The 15,727-nt window shown below is 45.5% G+C and carries 13 protein-coding genes; 12 read left to right on the top strand and 1 reads right to left on the bottom strand.

Annotation, left to right across the window (positions count from 1 at the left end; translation table 11 throughout):
- The first annotated feature begins 39 nt into the window (after positions 1-39).
- The 10 genes from DWX28_RS02355 to DWX28_RS02310 all read left to right on the top strand — a co-directional run bounded on the left by DWX28_RS02355 (position 40) and on the right by DWX28_RS02310 (position 11,098).
- On the top strand, positions 40-1,938 hold the full coding sequence (locus DWX28_RS02355; RefSeq protein WP_118251616.1) for an OPT family oligopeptide transporter: 1,899 nt from the start codon (positions 40-42) through the stop codon (positions 1,936-1,938).
- On the top strand, positions 1,917-2,318 hold the full coding sequence (locus DWX28_RS02350) for a PqqD family protein (protein ID WP_118251612.1): 402 nt from the start codon (positions 1,917-1,919) through the stop codon (positions 2,316-2,318). The genes DWX28_RS02355 and DWX28_RS02350 overlap by 22 nt, the downstream gene beginning before the upstream one ends.
- A gap of 103 nt (positions 2,319-2,421) precedes the next feature.
- Complete coding sequence (locus DWX28_RS02345; RefSeq protein ID WP_118251608.1) at positions 2,422-3,285, top strand: YitT family protein; 864 nt, start codon at positions 2,422-2,424, stop codon at positions 3,283-3,285.
- Between the two features lie 141 nt (positions 3,286-3,426).
- Positions 3,427-4,515 (top strand): PucR family transcriptional regulator, encoded by a 1,089-nt coding sequence (locus tag DWX28_RS02340; protein WP_118251606.1) that lies wholly within the window; start codon positions 3,427-3,429, stop codon positions 4,513-4,515.
- Between the two features lie 157 nt (positions 4,516-4,672).
- On the top strand, positions 4,673-5,356 hold the full coding sequence (ftsE, locus tag DWX28_RS02335; RefSeq protein WP_022213927.1) for a cell division ATP-binding protein FtsE: 684 nt from the start codon (positions 4,673-4,675) through the stop codon (positions 5,354-5,356).
- Positions 5,346-6,251: a permease-like cell division protein FtsX gene (ftsX, locus tag DWX28_RS02330; protein WP_118251602.1), complete on the top strand. Its 906-nt coding sequence runs from the start codon at positions 5,346-5,348 to the stop codon at positions 6,249-6,251. Before ftsE ends, ftsX begins: the two co-directional genes overlap by 11 nt.
- A 149-nt stretch (positions 6,252-6,400) precedes the next feature.
- Positions 6,401-7,591: a S41 family peptidase gene (locus tag DWX28_RS02325; RefSeq protein WP_118251600.1), complete on the top strand. Its 1,191-nt coding sequence runs from the start codon at positions 6,401-6,403 to the stop codon at positions 7,589-7,591.
- 69 nt (positions 7,592-7,660) lie between these two features.
- Positions 7,661-8,530 carry a DegV family protein gene (locus DWX28_RS02320; RefSeq protein WP_118251737.1) on the top strand — a complete coding sequence of 290 codons (870 nt, stop codon included), beginning with the start codon at positions 7,661-7,663 and terminating at the stop codon, positions 8,528-8,530.
- A gap of 123 nt (positions 8,531-8,653) precedes the next feature.
- Positions 8,654-9,976, top strand: a complete 1,323-nt coding sequence (locus tag DWX28_RS02315; RefSeq protein WP_022213931.1) for a fibronectin type III domain-containing protein — start codon at positions 8,654-8,656, stop codon at positions 9,974-9,976.
- Positions 9,977-10,129: 153 nt separating this feature from the next.
- A complete protein-coding gene (locus DWX28_RS02310) occupies positions 10,130-11,098 on the top strand; it encodes a hypothetical protein (RefSeq protein WP_118251598.1) in 969 nt (322 codons plus the stop codon).
- Between the two features lie 59 nt (positions 11,099-11,157).
- Here the strand turns inward: DWX28_RS02310 and DWX28_RS02305 are convergent, their stop codons facing one another.
- Positions 11,158-13,308 carry a SulP family inorganic anion transporter gene (locus DWX28_RS02305; protein WP_118251593.1) on the bottom strand — a complete coding sequence of 717 codons (2,151 nt, stop codon included), beginning with the start codon at positions 13,306-13,308 and terminating at the stop codon, positions 11,158-11,160.
- A 193-nt stretch (positions 13,309-13,501) separates the two neighbouring features.
- Between DWX28_RS02305 and DWX28_RS02300 the strand changes: the two genes are divergently transcribed.
- Together DWX28_RS02300 and DWX28_RS02295 are read left to right on the top strand one after the other, a co-directional pair.
- Positions 13,502-13,675 (top strand): diguanylate cyclase domain-containing protein, encoded by a 174-nt coding sequence (locus DWX28_RS02300; RefSeq protein ID WP_022213934.1) that lies wholly within the window; start codon positions 13,502-13,504, stop codon positions 13,673-13,675.
- A gap of 210 nt (positions 13,676-13,885) precedes the next feature.
- On the top strand, positions 13,886-15,700 hold the full coding sequence (locus DWX28_RS02295; protein WP_022213935.1) for a Na/Pi cotransporter family protein: 1,815 nt from the start codon (positions 13,886-13,888) through the stop codon (positions 15,698-15,700).
- The last annotated feature ends 27 nt before the right edge of the window (positions 15,701-15,727 follow it).

The raw sequence follows: 15,727 nt of genomic DNA, 5'->3' as shown, positions 1-15,727 counted from the left end.
GAGGTTCATAGACCAATAAAAACAAGGGAGAGGAAATCAATGAACGAGAACAAAGAGTTCAAGCCGTATATTCCTGCTGAAAAAGTCACAGCAGAGATGACGGTAACATCAGTGATCATGGGTGTCATCCTTGCTATCGTATTTGGTGCTGCTAACGCATACCTCGGACTTCGTGTCGGTATGACTGTTTCTGCATCTATTCCGGCAGCAGTTATTTCTATGGGTGTTATCCGTGTCATCATGAAGAAAAACTCCATTCTGGAGAGTAACCTGGTACAGACCATCGGTTCCGCCGGTGAATCACTTGCAGCAGGTGCTATCTTCACAATGCCTGCTCTTTTTTTGTGGGCAGAAGAAGGTCTCTGTGACAAACCGAGCCTGGTTGAGATCACTCTGATCGCACTTTGCGGTGGTATCCTTGGTGTACTTTTCATGGTACCGCTTCGTAACGCTCTTATCGTAAAAGAGCACGCAACACTTCTCTATCCGGAAGGAACTGCCTGCGCAGACGTACTTCTTGCCGGTGAAGAGGGTGGAGCTAATGCATCTACTGTATTCTCAGGAATGGGACTTGCAGCAGTATTCAAATTTGTAGTAGACGGTCTGAAGGTGATCCCGGCAGACGTTTCTGCAGCATTTACATCCCTCAAGGGTGAGCTCGGTATGGAAGTATATCCGGCACTTCTTGGTGTTGGTTATATCGTAGGACCGCGTATCGCATCCTTCATGTTCGTAGGTTCACTTGTAGGATGGATGGTCATCATCCCGATGATCTGTCTGTTCGGACCAGACACATGGCTGTATCCGGCAGCACAGGGAACTACAATCGCTGACCTGTATGCAAACGGCGGAGCATCTGCAATCTGGAGCACATACGTTAAATACATCGGAGCTGGTGCTATCGCTACTGGTGGTATCATTTCCCTGATCAAATCCCTGCCGCTGATCATCAGCACATTCCGTGATTCCATGAAGAGCATGAAGGGCGGATCTGTTAAGGGAACAGCAAGAACTGACCAGGATCTTCCGATGAACTTTATCCTGATCGGAATCCTTGCAATGGTAGCTATCATCTGGGCTGTACCGGCTATCCCGGTTAACCCGCTTGGTGCACTCCTTATCGTAATCTTCGGATTCTTCTTTGCAACTGTATCTTCCCGTATGGTAGGTATGATCGGTAGCTCCAACAACCCGGTTTCCGGTATGGCGATCGCTACACTTCTGATTTCCACAATGGTGATCAAAGGAAGCGGACAGACTGGAATCGATGGTATGAAAGCAGCTATCGCTATCGGTTCTGTTATCTGTATCATCGCAGCTATCGCTGGTGATACTTCTCAGGACCTTAAGACAGGATTCCTTCTTGGAGCAACTCCTAAGACACAGCAGATCGGTGAGCTGATCGGTGTTGTTGCTTCCGGTCTTGCAATCGGTGGTGTTCTTTACCTTCTGGATGCAGCATGGGGATACGGCGGAGCAGAAGTTCCGGCTCCTCAGGCAGGACTTATGAAGATGATCGTTGAGGGTATCATGGGAGGAAACCTTCCTTGGACACTCGTATTCATCGGAGTATTCCTTGCAATCGGTATGGAAATCCTGAGAATCCCGGTAATGCCATTCGCAATCGGTCTCTACCTTCCAATCTACTTGAACGCAACCATCATGATCGGTGGTGTTGTTCGTATGCTGATGGATGGCAGAAAGAACGTTGATGAGAAGACAAAGAACGATCAGGTTACAGACGGTACTCTGTACTGTGCTGGTATGATCGCCGGTGAGGGTCTTGTTGGTATCGCACTTGCGATCCTTGCAGTTGCAGGTGTCAGCCTGGATATCTCTGGTGTTGCTAACTTTGGTAACATCGGTGGTGTTATCCTCATGGTTATCATGATCCTTACACTGCTTAAATTCTCCTTATGGAAAAAGAAAAAAGCCTGATGAAAAAACAGAATAAAAAAAGCAAAAAAGAAGTTTTGGATATCAACTATCTGGATCTGATCCCGGTGCGCGCAGAGGAACTTCAGTGGTTTACAGACCGCAGGGACCGTATCGTGCTCAAAGTCGAGAATACAGGGTTGTTCAACAAGATTGCCCAGAAGGTATTCAACAAACCGCAGTTCACCAAGGTACATCTGGATCAGCAGGGGACATTTATCTGGCCTCTGATCGATGGAGAACGTACCGTTGCTGATATCGCAGCACTGGTCAAGGACGAGTTCGGGGAGGCAGCAGAGCCGCTTTATCCGAGGATCGTCAAATATTTCCAGATCGTTGAGAGCTATCATTTCATAAAATTTGCAAACAAGCCTTCCAAGTAGGGCACACTAAGAACGGGAAACAGCCAAATCGCTGTATCCCGTTCTTTTGGGTTAAGGGATACTTTATTACAGTACAGCGATAGGAGAGTAGAAAGGAGAACTTATGAAAATTACGGGCAAAAAACCATGGTATATGGAATATCTGCTGATCATCGTTGGAACCGCACTGATGGCAACCGCGATCACTTCCTGTTTTGATGCGGCAGGATTGGTAACGGGAGGCTTTTCAGGCATTGCAATCCTGGTCAAAGCAGGAACAAAGAGTTTATACGGAAATGGAATTCCTCTCTGGGTAACAAACCTTGTATTAAACATTCCGGTGTTTCTTCTCGCGGCCAAAATAAAAGGAGTTGCCTTTGTAAAAAAAGCACTTCTGGGAGATCTCTCTCTGACTGTCTGGCTGGCAGTCCTTCCGGCATGGAAACTGTCCGGAGATTTTCTTCTCGTGGCATTATATGGAGGTCTTTTGCAGGGTGTAGGGATCGGTCTTGTGTTCCTTGGGGGAGGAACGACAGGCGGGACCGATCTTCTTGCGGCAATCATCCAGAACTTTATGAGACATTATTCGATCGCGCAGATCATGCAGTTTGTTGACGGAGCAGTTGTATTGGTCGGCATGTATGTATTTGGGGTAGAGCGTGCACTTTATGCGATCATTGCAGTATATCTCGTCACAAAAGTATCCGACGGCATCATCGAAGGTCTTAAATTCTCCAAATCTGTCTACATCATCACAGAGAAGCCGGATGAAGTTTCACGCATGGTAATGGAGGATCTTGACCGCGGAATTACCGGAATCTCTGCGAAGGGAATGTATTCCGGACAGGATAAACTGATGCTTTTCTGCGTAGTCGGAAAGAAAGAACTGGTACATCTCAAGGAAATGATCGATGAGATCGACCCGAATGCGTTCGTGATCGTTGGGGATGCGAGAGAGGTCCATGGCGAAGGATTCCTCGAAAAATAGCAAAAATAAACAAAAAGTTGTAAAAAAGTTGTGTTTTCCTCTTTTATTTTTGGTGATTTTGTATTAAAATATAGTAAATATTCAGGTTGATATGGGGATAACAAGAGAAAACGCACAATAAGCGAGAAGGGATGTAGGCAGATGATATCAAATCAGGTACTTCAGAATACACTGGAAGGATTAAAGGAAATCTCCAGGACAGAATTCTGCATTATTGACACCGAGGGAAAGGTGCTCGCAACGACATTTTCAGATTTTTCAATACAGCAGGGAGACATCCAGGCGTTTGTAGAATCCCAGGCTGACAGTCAGCTCGTCAAGGGATTCCAGTATTTCAAGGTCTGTGACGACTATCAGTTGGAATATATTCTGGTCGCTCATGGAGACGATGAGGACACCTATATGATCGGTAAACTGGCAGCGTTCCAGATCCAGAATCTGATCGTTGCATATAAGGAAAGATTTGACAAGGACAGCTTTATCAAGAACCTTCTTCTTGATAACCTGCTCCTCGTAGATATTTACAACCGCGCCAAGAAACTGCACATCGATGCAGATGTACGCCGTGCAGTTATGATCCTGGAACTTCAGCAGGAGAAGGATCACAGTTCCATGGAGAGCGTGAAGAGTTTCTTTGGTGGCAAGAGCAAGGACTTTATTACTGCTGTTGATGAGAAGAGCATCATTATCGTCAAGGAACTTGAGGAGGGAGAGGGATATGCAGACCTGGACAAACTGTCTCATGCGATCCTTGATACTCTCGGACTGAACCAGAACGAAGAAACACATATCGCATATGGAACGATCGTAAATGAACTGAAGGAAGTTTCCCGTTCCTATAAGGAAGCAAGAATGGCACTTGATGTAGGTAAGATCTTCTTTGGAGAGAAGGATGTCATCGCATACAGCTCTCTTGGAATCGGCCGTCTGATCTACCAGCTTCCAATTCCGCTGTGTAAGATGTTCATCAAGGAAATCTTTGAGAACAAATCACCGGATGACTTCGATGAGGAAACTCTGGTCACCATTGACAAGTTCTTCGAGAACAGCCTCAATGTTTCCGAGACATCCAGACAGCTTTACATCCACAGAAACACTCTGGTATACCGCCTGGACAAACTCCAGAAGAGCACAGGCCTTGATCTTCGTGTGTTTGAGGATGCAATCACATTTAAGATCGCACTGATGGTTGTAAGATACATGAAGTATATGGAGACACTTGAGTACTAAAATCGTGAAAATTTTATGAATTCAACAAAAATGCTTGCATTCTGCCAAAAGATATGTTACAACAATGTTACAAAAACATTAAACTATTTATGCAGCAGAATGCGTGAAATGCTGCCGGAGATTCTGGCAGCATTTTTTGCGCAAGAAGGAGGAACGGATGATTGATCTGATAGATGTGAGCAAATCATATGGCAAAGGGCTTCCGGCCGTTAACCATGTGAATCTGCATGTTGATAAAGGTGAGTTCGTGTTTGTTGTAGGAAGCAGTGGATCCGGTAAGTCTACCCTGATCAAGCTTCTTATGAAAGAACTGGACTGCACCAGCGGTCAGCTGATCGTAAGTGGTGAGCGTCTCGAGAAGATGAAACACCGCCGTGTAGCGAAATATCGTCGTAAACTGGGCGTTGTGTTCCAGGATTTCAGACTTCTCAAGGACCGCAACGTATATGAGAACGTAGCTTTTGCACAGCGCGTTATTGGAAGATCGACCAAGGTGATCCGCAAGCGTGTGCCGGAAGTACTGCAGGAAGTCGGACTTGCCGAGAAATACAAATCTTTTCCGGATGAGCTGTCCGGTGGTGAGCAGCAGAGAGTTGCCCTCGCGAGAGCACTCGTAAACCGCCCGGACATCCTTCTCGCAGACGAGCCGACAGGAAACCTCGACCCTAAGACTTCTGAGGAGATCATGAAACTTCTGGAGCAGATCAACGAGAAAGGCACGACGGTACTGGTGGTAACACATAACAAAGAAATCGTAAATGCGATGAAGAAACGAGTACTTACGATGCATGATGGTGTGATCGTCAGTGACGAAAAAGAAGGAGGATATCATGAGGCCTAGTACAATCTGGTATACTCTGAAACAGGGTATTATAAACATAAAGAGAAACTGGATGTTTTCACTGGCATCCATCCTGACCATGGCAGCCTGCATCTTCCTGGTAGGAGTTTTTTATTCAATGGTGACAAACGTCAATAATATTGCACATAAGGTGGAACAGGAAGTTCCGGTCACCGTATTCTTTGATGAAGGAACCACAGAGGAGCAGATGCAGGAAGTAGGCAATCTGATCCAGGCGCGTCCGGAAGTGGAGAGAATTGAATTTGAATCCGCAGACGAGGCATGGCAGAAATTTAAAGATCAGTATTTCCAGGGTTCTGATGCGGCAAATGGATTTAAGGATGACAACCCGCTGGTAAACTCGTCCAACTATCAGGTCTACCTCAATCAGATCGAGAAGCAGACAGAACTGGTTGCCTACATACAGGGACTGGATCATGTGCGTGATGTAGAGCAGTCAGAAAAAGCAGCCAACACACTTGGAAACTTTAACAAGCTGGCATCTTACGCATCTATGATCATCATTGCGATCCTTCTGGTCATTTCTATTTTCCTGATCAGCAACACGGTTTCTGTTGGTATTGCAGTCCGTAAGGAAGAGATCGGGATCATGAAGTACATCGGTGCGACAGACGGTTTTGTACGGGCACCGTTCCTGCTGGAAGGTATGGTACTTGGAGTGATCGGCGCGGCAATTCCGCTTACCGCCTTATATTTCATTTACAACACAACAGTAGAATACATTCTGACACGTTTCAATGTCCTCACAGGAGTGGTAGACTTTATTCCGGTATGGAAAATTTACCAGACACTGCTTCCTATGGGACTGGCACTTGGAATCGGAATCGGCCTGATCGGAAGTTTCCTGACTTCAAGAAAGCATTTAAGAGTATAAATATAAATATTTGAATATCTGATATGCGGCGTATGAAGCTGAGCCTCTTAAGCTGAGGACAGAACTCATAGGCCGCATATCTTGTTACATTGCATGTTGAGGAGCGCCAGCGGTGCGTTCTCTGATTCCGGGGAAAGGTGAATAATAAGATGAAACACGGGACATACATGAAGGGCGTGGCAACGGGAGTTGTTCTGACAATACTTGCAGGAGGCGGTATCAGGGCAGTACAGTTTTACCGTTCGGGAGAGATCCTTTCAGATGTATCTTTTACACAGAAAGTAAAATATCTGGAAAATATGATCGACGAGGAATATCTGGGAGATATCAGTACAGATGATCTGAAGGAAGGGGTGTATGCCGGACTGATCTACGGGCTGGATGATGTGTATTCCAGGTATTATACGAAAGAACAATACGATCAGGAAAATGCAACAACAGAAGGATCCTACGTTGGAATCGGAGTATCCATGCAGCAAAATGCGGCCGGTGGAGTGCAGATCGTGGAGTGTTATAAGGGAAGTACTGCAGAAGAAGCGGGAATCAAAGCCGGTGATGTGATCACCGCAATTGACGGAGAGAATATCACAGATGCAGAATTAAGTGATGTTGTTTCTATGATAAAGAAAAAGCAGGACGAAGACGTTGTCCTCACTGTACAGAGGCAGGGAGAGGATACACAGGAGATCACTGTCAAAGTAAGCGACGTGGAACTTCCATCTGTTTTCGGAGAGATGCTGGACGAAAATACCGGATATATTCAGATCACAGAATTTAAGGGCGTGACGGCGCAGCAGTATGAGGAAACGTTTGCAGACCTTAAAGATCAGGGAATGACCAGACTGATCGTTGATCTTCGAGACAACCCGGGAGGCCTTCTGAATATTGTCTGCGACATTCTGAGAGATATCCTTCCGGAAGGTCTGATTGTCTATACAGAAGACAAAAACGGAAACCGGAGCGAGGAAACCTGCGATGGCAAAAATCCTCTGGACATGCCACTTGCGGTCCTTGTCAACGGAAACAGTGCCAGTGCGTCTGAAATCTTTGCAGGAGCAGTCAAGGATTATGGAATCGGAACGATCGTAGGAACGACGACTTACGGAAAGGGCGTGGTGCAGTCGATCCGTCAGTTAAGTGACGGAAGTGCAGTAAAGCTGACCGTGGCAAATTATTATACGCCGAATGGAAATTCAATCAACAAGACAGGAATTGAGCCGGATGTGGAAGTGGAACTGGATGCATCTCTCGTAAACGAAACAGAGATCAGCCATGATGAGGACAACCAGCTTCAGGAGGCACTGAAGATCCTGAATGACAAAAATGTAGTGGTGCAATGACGCCGGGTATGATAAAATAACAATGCAACCAGAGTCTGAAACATGGTGAGAAGCCGGAAAGGACCAGCTATGAACGATTATATAATCACAACAGACAATAATGCCGACCTTCCAGAGGATTTTTATAAGAATCATGAGGTGGGCTGCACATACTTAAGCTATACCCTGGAGGGAAAGGAATACACAGAGGGAAATTTCCTTCCGGTGGAAGAATTTTATAATAAAATGCGTGCAGGAAGTATGCCGACAACATCACAGGTCAATCCAGAGAGTGCCAGAGCACTTTTTGAGCCGTATCTTAAAGACGGGAGAGATATTCTGCACATTGCGTTTTCTTCGGGTCTTAGCGGTACGTTCAACAGCTGCCGGATCGCGGCAGAAGAACTGATGCAGGAATATCCCGGACGGCGTGTTCTGGTGCTGGATTCATTATCGGCATCTCTTGGACAGGGACTTTTGGTTTATCTTGCACAGGAGCGCAAAGAGAAGGGCGGCAGTATAGAGGATGTTGCGAATTGGGTTGAGACACACAAAAGAAATATTGTGCATCTTTTTACGGTAGATGATCTGGATCATCTTTATCGTGGCGGCCGGGTATCCAGAACTACTGCGTTTCTGGGAGGAATGTTGAATATCAAGCCAATTCTCCATGTGGATGATGCAGGAAAGCTGATTCCGATAGGAAAAGTACGGGGAAGGAAAAAATCTCTTCTCGAACTCGCAGATCTGATGGATCGTAAGATTGGAAGTTATGCAAAATCATGTAATATGATTTTTATCAGTCATGGGGACTGCCGTGAAGAAGCAGAATTTCTTGCCCGTAAAATCAAACAAAAATATCAGATCACAACAGAACTGATTAATGATGTCGGAGCAGTAATCGGGGCGCATTCCGGTCCTGGAACAATGGCATTGTTTTTTGTAGGCGATGTAAGATAAATGTAACAAATTTAAAAGAAATGTAAAATATACTTGCTTTTTTTATAGAAATTTATTACAATATTCCGTGGAGAAGTTGACAGACAGAACAAAAACCAGTGGGGTATTGGAAAGGAACAGAATATGAAAAGAGCAAGGTTACATAAACGATGCAAGATGTATGGACTTTCAGTGCTTTTTATGCTGACACTGCTATTGGGAAGCGGAGTATCTGTAAATGCGGCATCCAGCATTACGAATCAGACAGTTAAGACATCTATAACTGCTTCAGGGACACGTGCACTGAAAATTCAGTGGAACAGGATTTCAGGTGCCAGTGGCTACACTATATATCGAAGAGAGTCTCTGAGAAAACCTTTTAAGATTTACCGTAAGGTAACATCAGGAAGTACAACATCTTACCTGGACAGAAGTCTTCCGGTGGCAAAAACCTATCAGTATGCAGTAAGAGCATACCGCAGAGAAAATGGAAAATACGTTTTCAGTAAATATACTGCCGTTCTCGGAGCAACCAGACCAGATGGAACATCATCAACAATTAAAGCGGCATCCAGCAGCCAGATCAATATTGCGTGGAAGGCTGTAAGCAGAGCAGACGGATATCGTATTTACCGGAAGGCAAACAACGGAAACTGGAGTCTGGCAGCAGATGTCGGTTCTTCAAAAACATTTTACACAGATAAGAAAGTATCCGCAGGTACAAAGTACGTATATACGGTAAGACCTTACAAAAAAGCCGGAAATGTAAAATATCTTGGTACTTTAAAGCAGAGCAATACAGTGACAACTCCAAAAAGCTCTTCTTCTAATTCAAAGTTCAGCAGCAGCCAGAAGGAAGTCATGAAGAAAATCCTCTATGCTGTAGAGACTGGCGGACAGGTGTATGGAAATCAGGATTACAGTGATTTTACAGAGGCATTTACAAACAGTAAGACAGAATATGCGATTACGATAGGAGCTGGTCAGTGGTATGCAACTGAGGCACAGAGACTTCTGAAACTGATTCATACAACGAGCCCGAAGACATACAAGAAATACGATTCCAAGAATGAAGTATGGAATGATGTTGTAAATGCAGACTGGTCAAAGTATAGACTTGAGAAAAAAGACAAAAAAGATAAAAACAAAATACAGATAATAATAAATCTGATCAGTTCACCGGCAGGAATTAAATGTCAGGATTATCTGATGTATAAGCAGATTGAGGAGTATGAAGCAGAGGTACGAAATCTTGGGGTTAAAGATGCAAAGGCAGTGGGTGAATGCATTAATATCCGGCATCAGGGCGGTTATGGAGCAGTAACCAGAATTCTTGGTAAAACCCGGGGTGAGTATACCCTTGACAATATCTACAAGGCTATGAGTACAGATACAGGAGGTCAGGTAGGAACATATAAGACCCGTCAGCAGAAAGTATATACCTGGCTTAAGACATACATGAAGTAAATAAACATCCGAAGTGATCGGCTCTGCAGGGAGCCGGTCATTTTTTTCGACAAATATCGTTGCATGAATGAGAAAACCGATGCTATAATATATGCAGACTAACTGTCGAAATGGCAGGAAATCATAGGTTCGGAAAGAGCGAGGAAAATACAAATGATCTTGACAGAGGACAAAACATATACCATGTCACTGGAGACCGAGGATAACAGCAGTGACAGTGTACTGACAAACAAAACCGTTGAACTGGAGTTTTCAAACAAAGAACTCCTTCATGCGATCATCACCTGTGGAATGCCGATCCAGAGACTGACTGCGGCATATCCTGAGAAACGCAGACTGGAAGTCCTTTATAAGCTGTTTCTTGTGGAGACTGCACTGGATACAGAGGGAGACAGGCTCAAGAAGGCCAGGAAGATCGCTTACCTGGATTCTTCGGAGAAGAGTGTTATTTCCTATTATATGGGCATGTTTTTTACAAAGATGATCAGCAGCCGGCTGTATGGAACAGATTATCTTACACAGCTGAACCTGATCCGTAAGCCGGATGAGAAAGAGTTTATTGATTTCTTTGCAAGCGAGTGGAGACCGGAGATGATCGGTTATCGTCCTGGCGCACAGACCTGGAGCGTGTGGGAAGCCAAGGGCGGCAGTAACCGCAGGGAACAGGCACTCAAGAAGGGTGCACAGCAGCTGGAAGCGATCGGCACGGTAAATGGAGCCGGACCAGATCCGGGAGTTGTCTGCATGACATATTATGATCATGGATATTTATGTGGGATCTTAAGAGAACCGGAAGGTGATACCGAGGGCGAAAAGATTGTATTTACACCGGAAGAATTCTACAGATCTTACTATAAACCAATCTGTGAGTTGTTCCTTGATAAAGAGAGTGGACTGAGATTTCATGATTCCAATGCGGAGATTGCGGTGACGATCCCATATTTCTCAGAGAAGTATGAAGAACCGGAGGAACTTAAGGTGCGTGTCGGGATCTCACGTAAACTTCTGCAGGCACTGATGGAAGAAGACTATTCCCGTGTTGCAGAGCTTGCGGGAGAACAGAACCTGACAGAATGCCCGGAGGGAGCATACCTTGGAGCAGACGGAATTTATATCAGATAAAAATATTTCCCAAAAGAAAAGAGGACTTTGCTTTGTGCAGAGTCCTCTTTGTGTTACAGTTAATCTTTCTTTTTCCAGTCTCGCCATTTTTTCATGGCCTCCGGATTCTGCTGTTCCAGGCGTTCTTCCAGACGTTTACGGTTCTGTTCCAGCTTGGAAGCAAGTTCCGGATGTTCTTCCAGAATCTTCTCACGGATACGGCTTCGGCGTTTCTCAATCAGTTCCAGGATATGTCCATGTTCTTTGTGCAGTTCTTCTGGAAGTTCATCGATATGCAGCTCAATTCGGTGCAGGATCTCATCTTCGTCCAGAGCACCAAAGGCATGCCAGTTTTCGAAATGCTCCCGGAGACCTTCGTCGGATAACTTCTCAACGTCAGGCATCTGATGGAGATGCTGGATGATCTGGTGAGTAGCTTCTTCCAGTTCCCGTACAGTATTGCTGCCAAATGCCCAGGCAAATTCTTCCAGTGTATTCTCTTCTTCGGCAGGAAGATGGGACTGGCTGCGGATCTGAGCCAGTTTTTTCTCCGCCTCCGGAATTTCCAGATCATAGGGTTTCTGGACATCGGCATCGTTAAGTGCGGCCAGGATAGTCCTGCGGACACAGCCTTCCTTGATAAGATGACCGATTCCGAGAGAGCGCATCTGCTCATTCAGATTGGAAGAATGTTCCGTGATGTAGAACTGGATCCCTTTTTTCTTCATGCTTGAGGCAATGGCTTCCAGACGGTCAGCGGCTGTGATATCGATGGAGTTGATGGAAGATGCATCCACGATCATAACTTTCGTGTCTCCTTTTATGCTGTTTTCAAGGTCTTCCTGAAAGATCTTTACGTTGGCAAAGAAAAGATTTTCGCTGAAACGGTAGATCACGACATGCCGGATCGGGTAGGCGTGGCGGTTCCTCTGAAGGTCATAGTAGGCTTCTTTGCCGGGGATCATGCCTCGGAAAGAGCGCGGCGGGTTGGTTGCTTTGAGGATCACGGAAACAAAGGAAAGAAGGATTCCAATTATCACGCCGTAGATCGTGCCGAGGAATAAAACGCCTAGGCAGGCTGCCATGAAGATATAAAATTCATTGCGGCTGACTTTGAACAGACGGACCGCCAGATGTGTTTCCACGACATCCATCAGGGCAGAGATCACGATCGCGGTCAGGACAGGGACCGGCAGATAGCCGATGAAACCTGTAAAACCGGCAAGGAGGACTGCCATGACAAGACCGGCGGTCAGGGAAACGGCCTGCGAGGTTCCTCCGTACTGTTCGTTCATGGAAGTACGGGAAATACTTCCGTTTACCGGGCAGCAGCCAACAGCGGAGGCCGCGATGTTTCCGGCAGCACAGGCAAGGATTTCCTGGCGGTCGTTTAATTTGTAACCATTTTTGAAAGCAAAGTTATTTTCGGCAAGGAGAGTTTCTGCCATGATAACGACAGCGACCATCAGACCTCTTCCGACAACGTGTGTGAGCTGGATTCCTCCAAACTGCGGAAGGACCAGGGATGGAAGGCCTGGTTCAACTGCCTGGAGAAGAACGACACCATGTTCGTCAACGTGAAAAAGGCGTGTAGCGAGGACTCCAAGGATCATGATCACGATCGCCATAGGAAACTTCGGGAAAATCTTCTTAAAAATACGGATCAGAAGCAGCGCGCCGATCCCCATGCCAAGAGAGAACCAGCTTATAGTTTTGACAGCGTGAAAAATATGTATAAGCAGTTCCAGGATCTCGCCGGAACCGGCAGAACTTCCCATAAGTTTGGGAATCTGCATAAAAATGATCGTAAGCGAGATACCACTGATGAACCCGCCCATGACTGGTGTGGAAATAAAATCCACAATACGGTCAGCATGCAGAAAATAAAACAAAAGAAGCCACAGACCGGCAAAAAGCGCGATCATCGGAACATATTTCATGGCATCCGGGGATTCCACAGCGATCCCAAGGGTGGAGAGTGCACTTCCTACGATCGCAGCAGGTGCGGCATCCACGCCAAAGATAAACTGCTTCGAGGTAGAAAAAAGCGCAAAGAACAGAATAGGAAAGACCGAACCATAGAGCCCGTATATGGCAGGAATTCCGGAAATCTGTGCATATCCCATGGAAATAGGAATCGACACGGCGGCAATGATAATGCCGGAAAAAATATCCCTGGGAAGATTTTTGAAATTATAATTTTTCAGGGTTGCAAATAACTGCAGGTTCATAGAGTTTCCTCCTTATTATATGGAACATACTGCTTTAAATTTTTTTACAGTATAGAATCTGGATAAATTTTTGTCAATTGTTTTGAATAACAAAATGTTAAGAGGAAAACTTAACAACTATTTATTTGATGCGAGGTATCTGCTGTCGTATAATGAATGAGGAAAATCCAATAAAAGGAATCGAAATGCTCGTATGAAAGATACGAAAAAAATCAGAATACAGAGGATGGTACCCCCGGCAGTTTCCCTGAGTGTCGGTGTTGCCTTTGCAGACAGAGAAAATCCAGGAGAGAGCATTTTTAAGGATGCAGACAAGGTCCTGTACCGTGTAAAAGAAAATGGTCGAAATGGCTGTGATTTTTATTGATTTTTGACAAAAAGAGTCCTTCCGGGATCAGATCCGGGAGGATTTTTTTTGGTATAAAATTTAATCCAATGTTGTAATCGAGCCATGAGTATGGCATAATAAAAAAGGCAATGTAAAAAATGAATAAAAAGAAAGTTAAGAAAAGGTAAAAAAACAGAAGGTGTCCGTTCTGCACGGACGCAGGACGAAAAGACAACAGAGGAGAAAATTATGGCAATATTTTCAATGGTCTTATCTTTACTCTCAGGAGTAGCACTATTTTTGTTTGGAATGTCTCTGATGGGCGATGGCCTGAAACTGGTGGCTGGCAATAAGCTGGAGGCATTTCTGTACCGCATGACCAATACCCCGCTCAAGGGTGTTGCCCTGGGAACTGCTGTTACCAGCGTCATCCAGTCTTCATCGGCAACGACAGTCATGGTCATCGGTTTTGTAAACTCCGGTATGATGAAACTGAAACAGGCAATCGGTATCATCATGGGTGCCAACATCGGTACCAGTATCACAGGATGGATTCTCTGTCTTTCCTATATTCAGGGATCCGGCGGTATCGCAAGCATCCTTTCTACAGCAACGATCTCAGCAGTTGTGGCGATCATCGGTATTATCCTTCGTATGTTCTGCAAACGTTCTGTACATAAGAACATCGGAAACATCATGCTTGGTTTCTCGATCCTTATGACCGGTATGCAGACAATGAGTGGTGCAGTTGCACCTCTTCGAGAGAGCAAAGTATTTATTGACATGCTGACAATGTTTTCCAACCCGCTGGCAGGTATCCTAGTAGGTATCCTGTTCACCGCTGTGCTTCAGAGTGCATCTGCGACAGTCGGTGTGCTGCAGGCTCTTTCCGTAACAGGTATCCTGACCTTTGCAAGTGCATTCCCGATCGTACTTGGTATCGGTGTCGGCGCAGCCTGTCCGGTACTGATCTCTGCGATCGGTGCAAACAAGAATGGTAAGAGAACAGCACTCATCTATCTTATGAATGACCTGTTCGGTCTTATCCTGTGGTCTGTGATCTTTTATACAGCGAATGCGATCGTGCATTTTGGATTTATGGATACGATCATGACACCGGTAACGATTGCAGCTCTGAATACAGTATTCCGTGTGGCAACAGTTGTAGTTCTGTTCCCATTCATTCCGAAACTAGAGAAACTGGTGTGCATGCTCGTAAAAGACAGCGCAGAAGAACTGGAAGACGAAGCAGACTTTGACCTCCTTGAGGAACGTCTGATCAACTATCCGGCACTTGCAATCGGTCAGTGCCATCGTGCAATGAACGGAATGTCCAAGAAACTCCGCAAGAATGTCAACCGTGCGATGAACCTTCTGAATGATTATCAGCAGGATAAATACGACAAGGTTCAGCGTAAGGAAGACCTGATCGACAAATACGAGAGCCGTCTGGGTGATTACCTGATCCAGCTCACCAAGCGTGAGATGAATACAGCACAGACAAGACAGGTTTCCCTGTATCTGCATACGATCAATGACTTTGAACGAATCGGGGATCACGCATCTTATATCGCACATATGGCAAATGAGATGCATGACAACCATACAAACTTTTCTCAGTCAGCCTGGGATGAGCTGAACATCGTCATGGAAGCTGTCCGTGAGGAGATCAATGTGACCTGCAATGCATTTATGAAGGATGACAGAGAGGCAGCGCAGAGAGTAGCACCGCTTGGAGCAGTTATCACCAATCTCTGTGATGAACTCAAATTACATCATGTAGCACGACTCAGCAAGGGCGAGTGCGGCCTGGAAGAGGGAACCGTATTTAATGACATCCTTAACAGTTTCGGACGTATTGCAGCCCACAGCGCAAGTGCAATGATGGCGCTGATGAAGAGCGGAGAAGAAGACCCGGATCTTCACATCCACGATTCCAAGGTCTATCCGACTGACACAATGGAGTATTATTCTTATTTCAATGAATACAGACAGAAATATGACATTGATGCTGTCAATGGCGGGGATCATGTAGTGAGCATGGAGCCGGAAGAAGTGGAGTGACCACGGGGACGGTGTTTGCCGGCTTTT

The organism is Blautia sp. AF19-10LB (assembly GCF_003461245.1).
Classification (GTDB): Bacteria; Bacillota; Clostridia; order Lachnospirales; family Lachnospiraceae; genus Blautia_A; species Blautia_A intestinihominis.
Note: the sequence above shows the minus strand (reverse complement) of the source record. Positions and strands in the feature narration are given on the sequence as shown.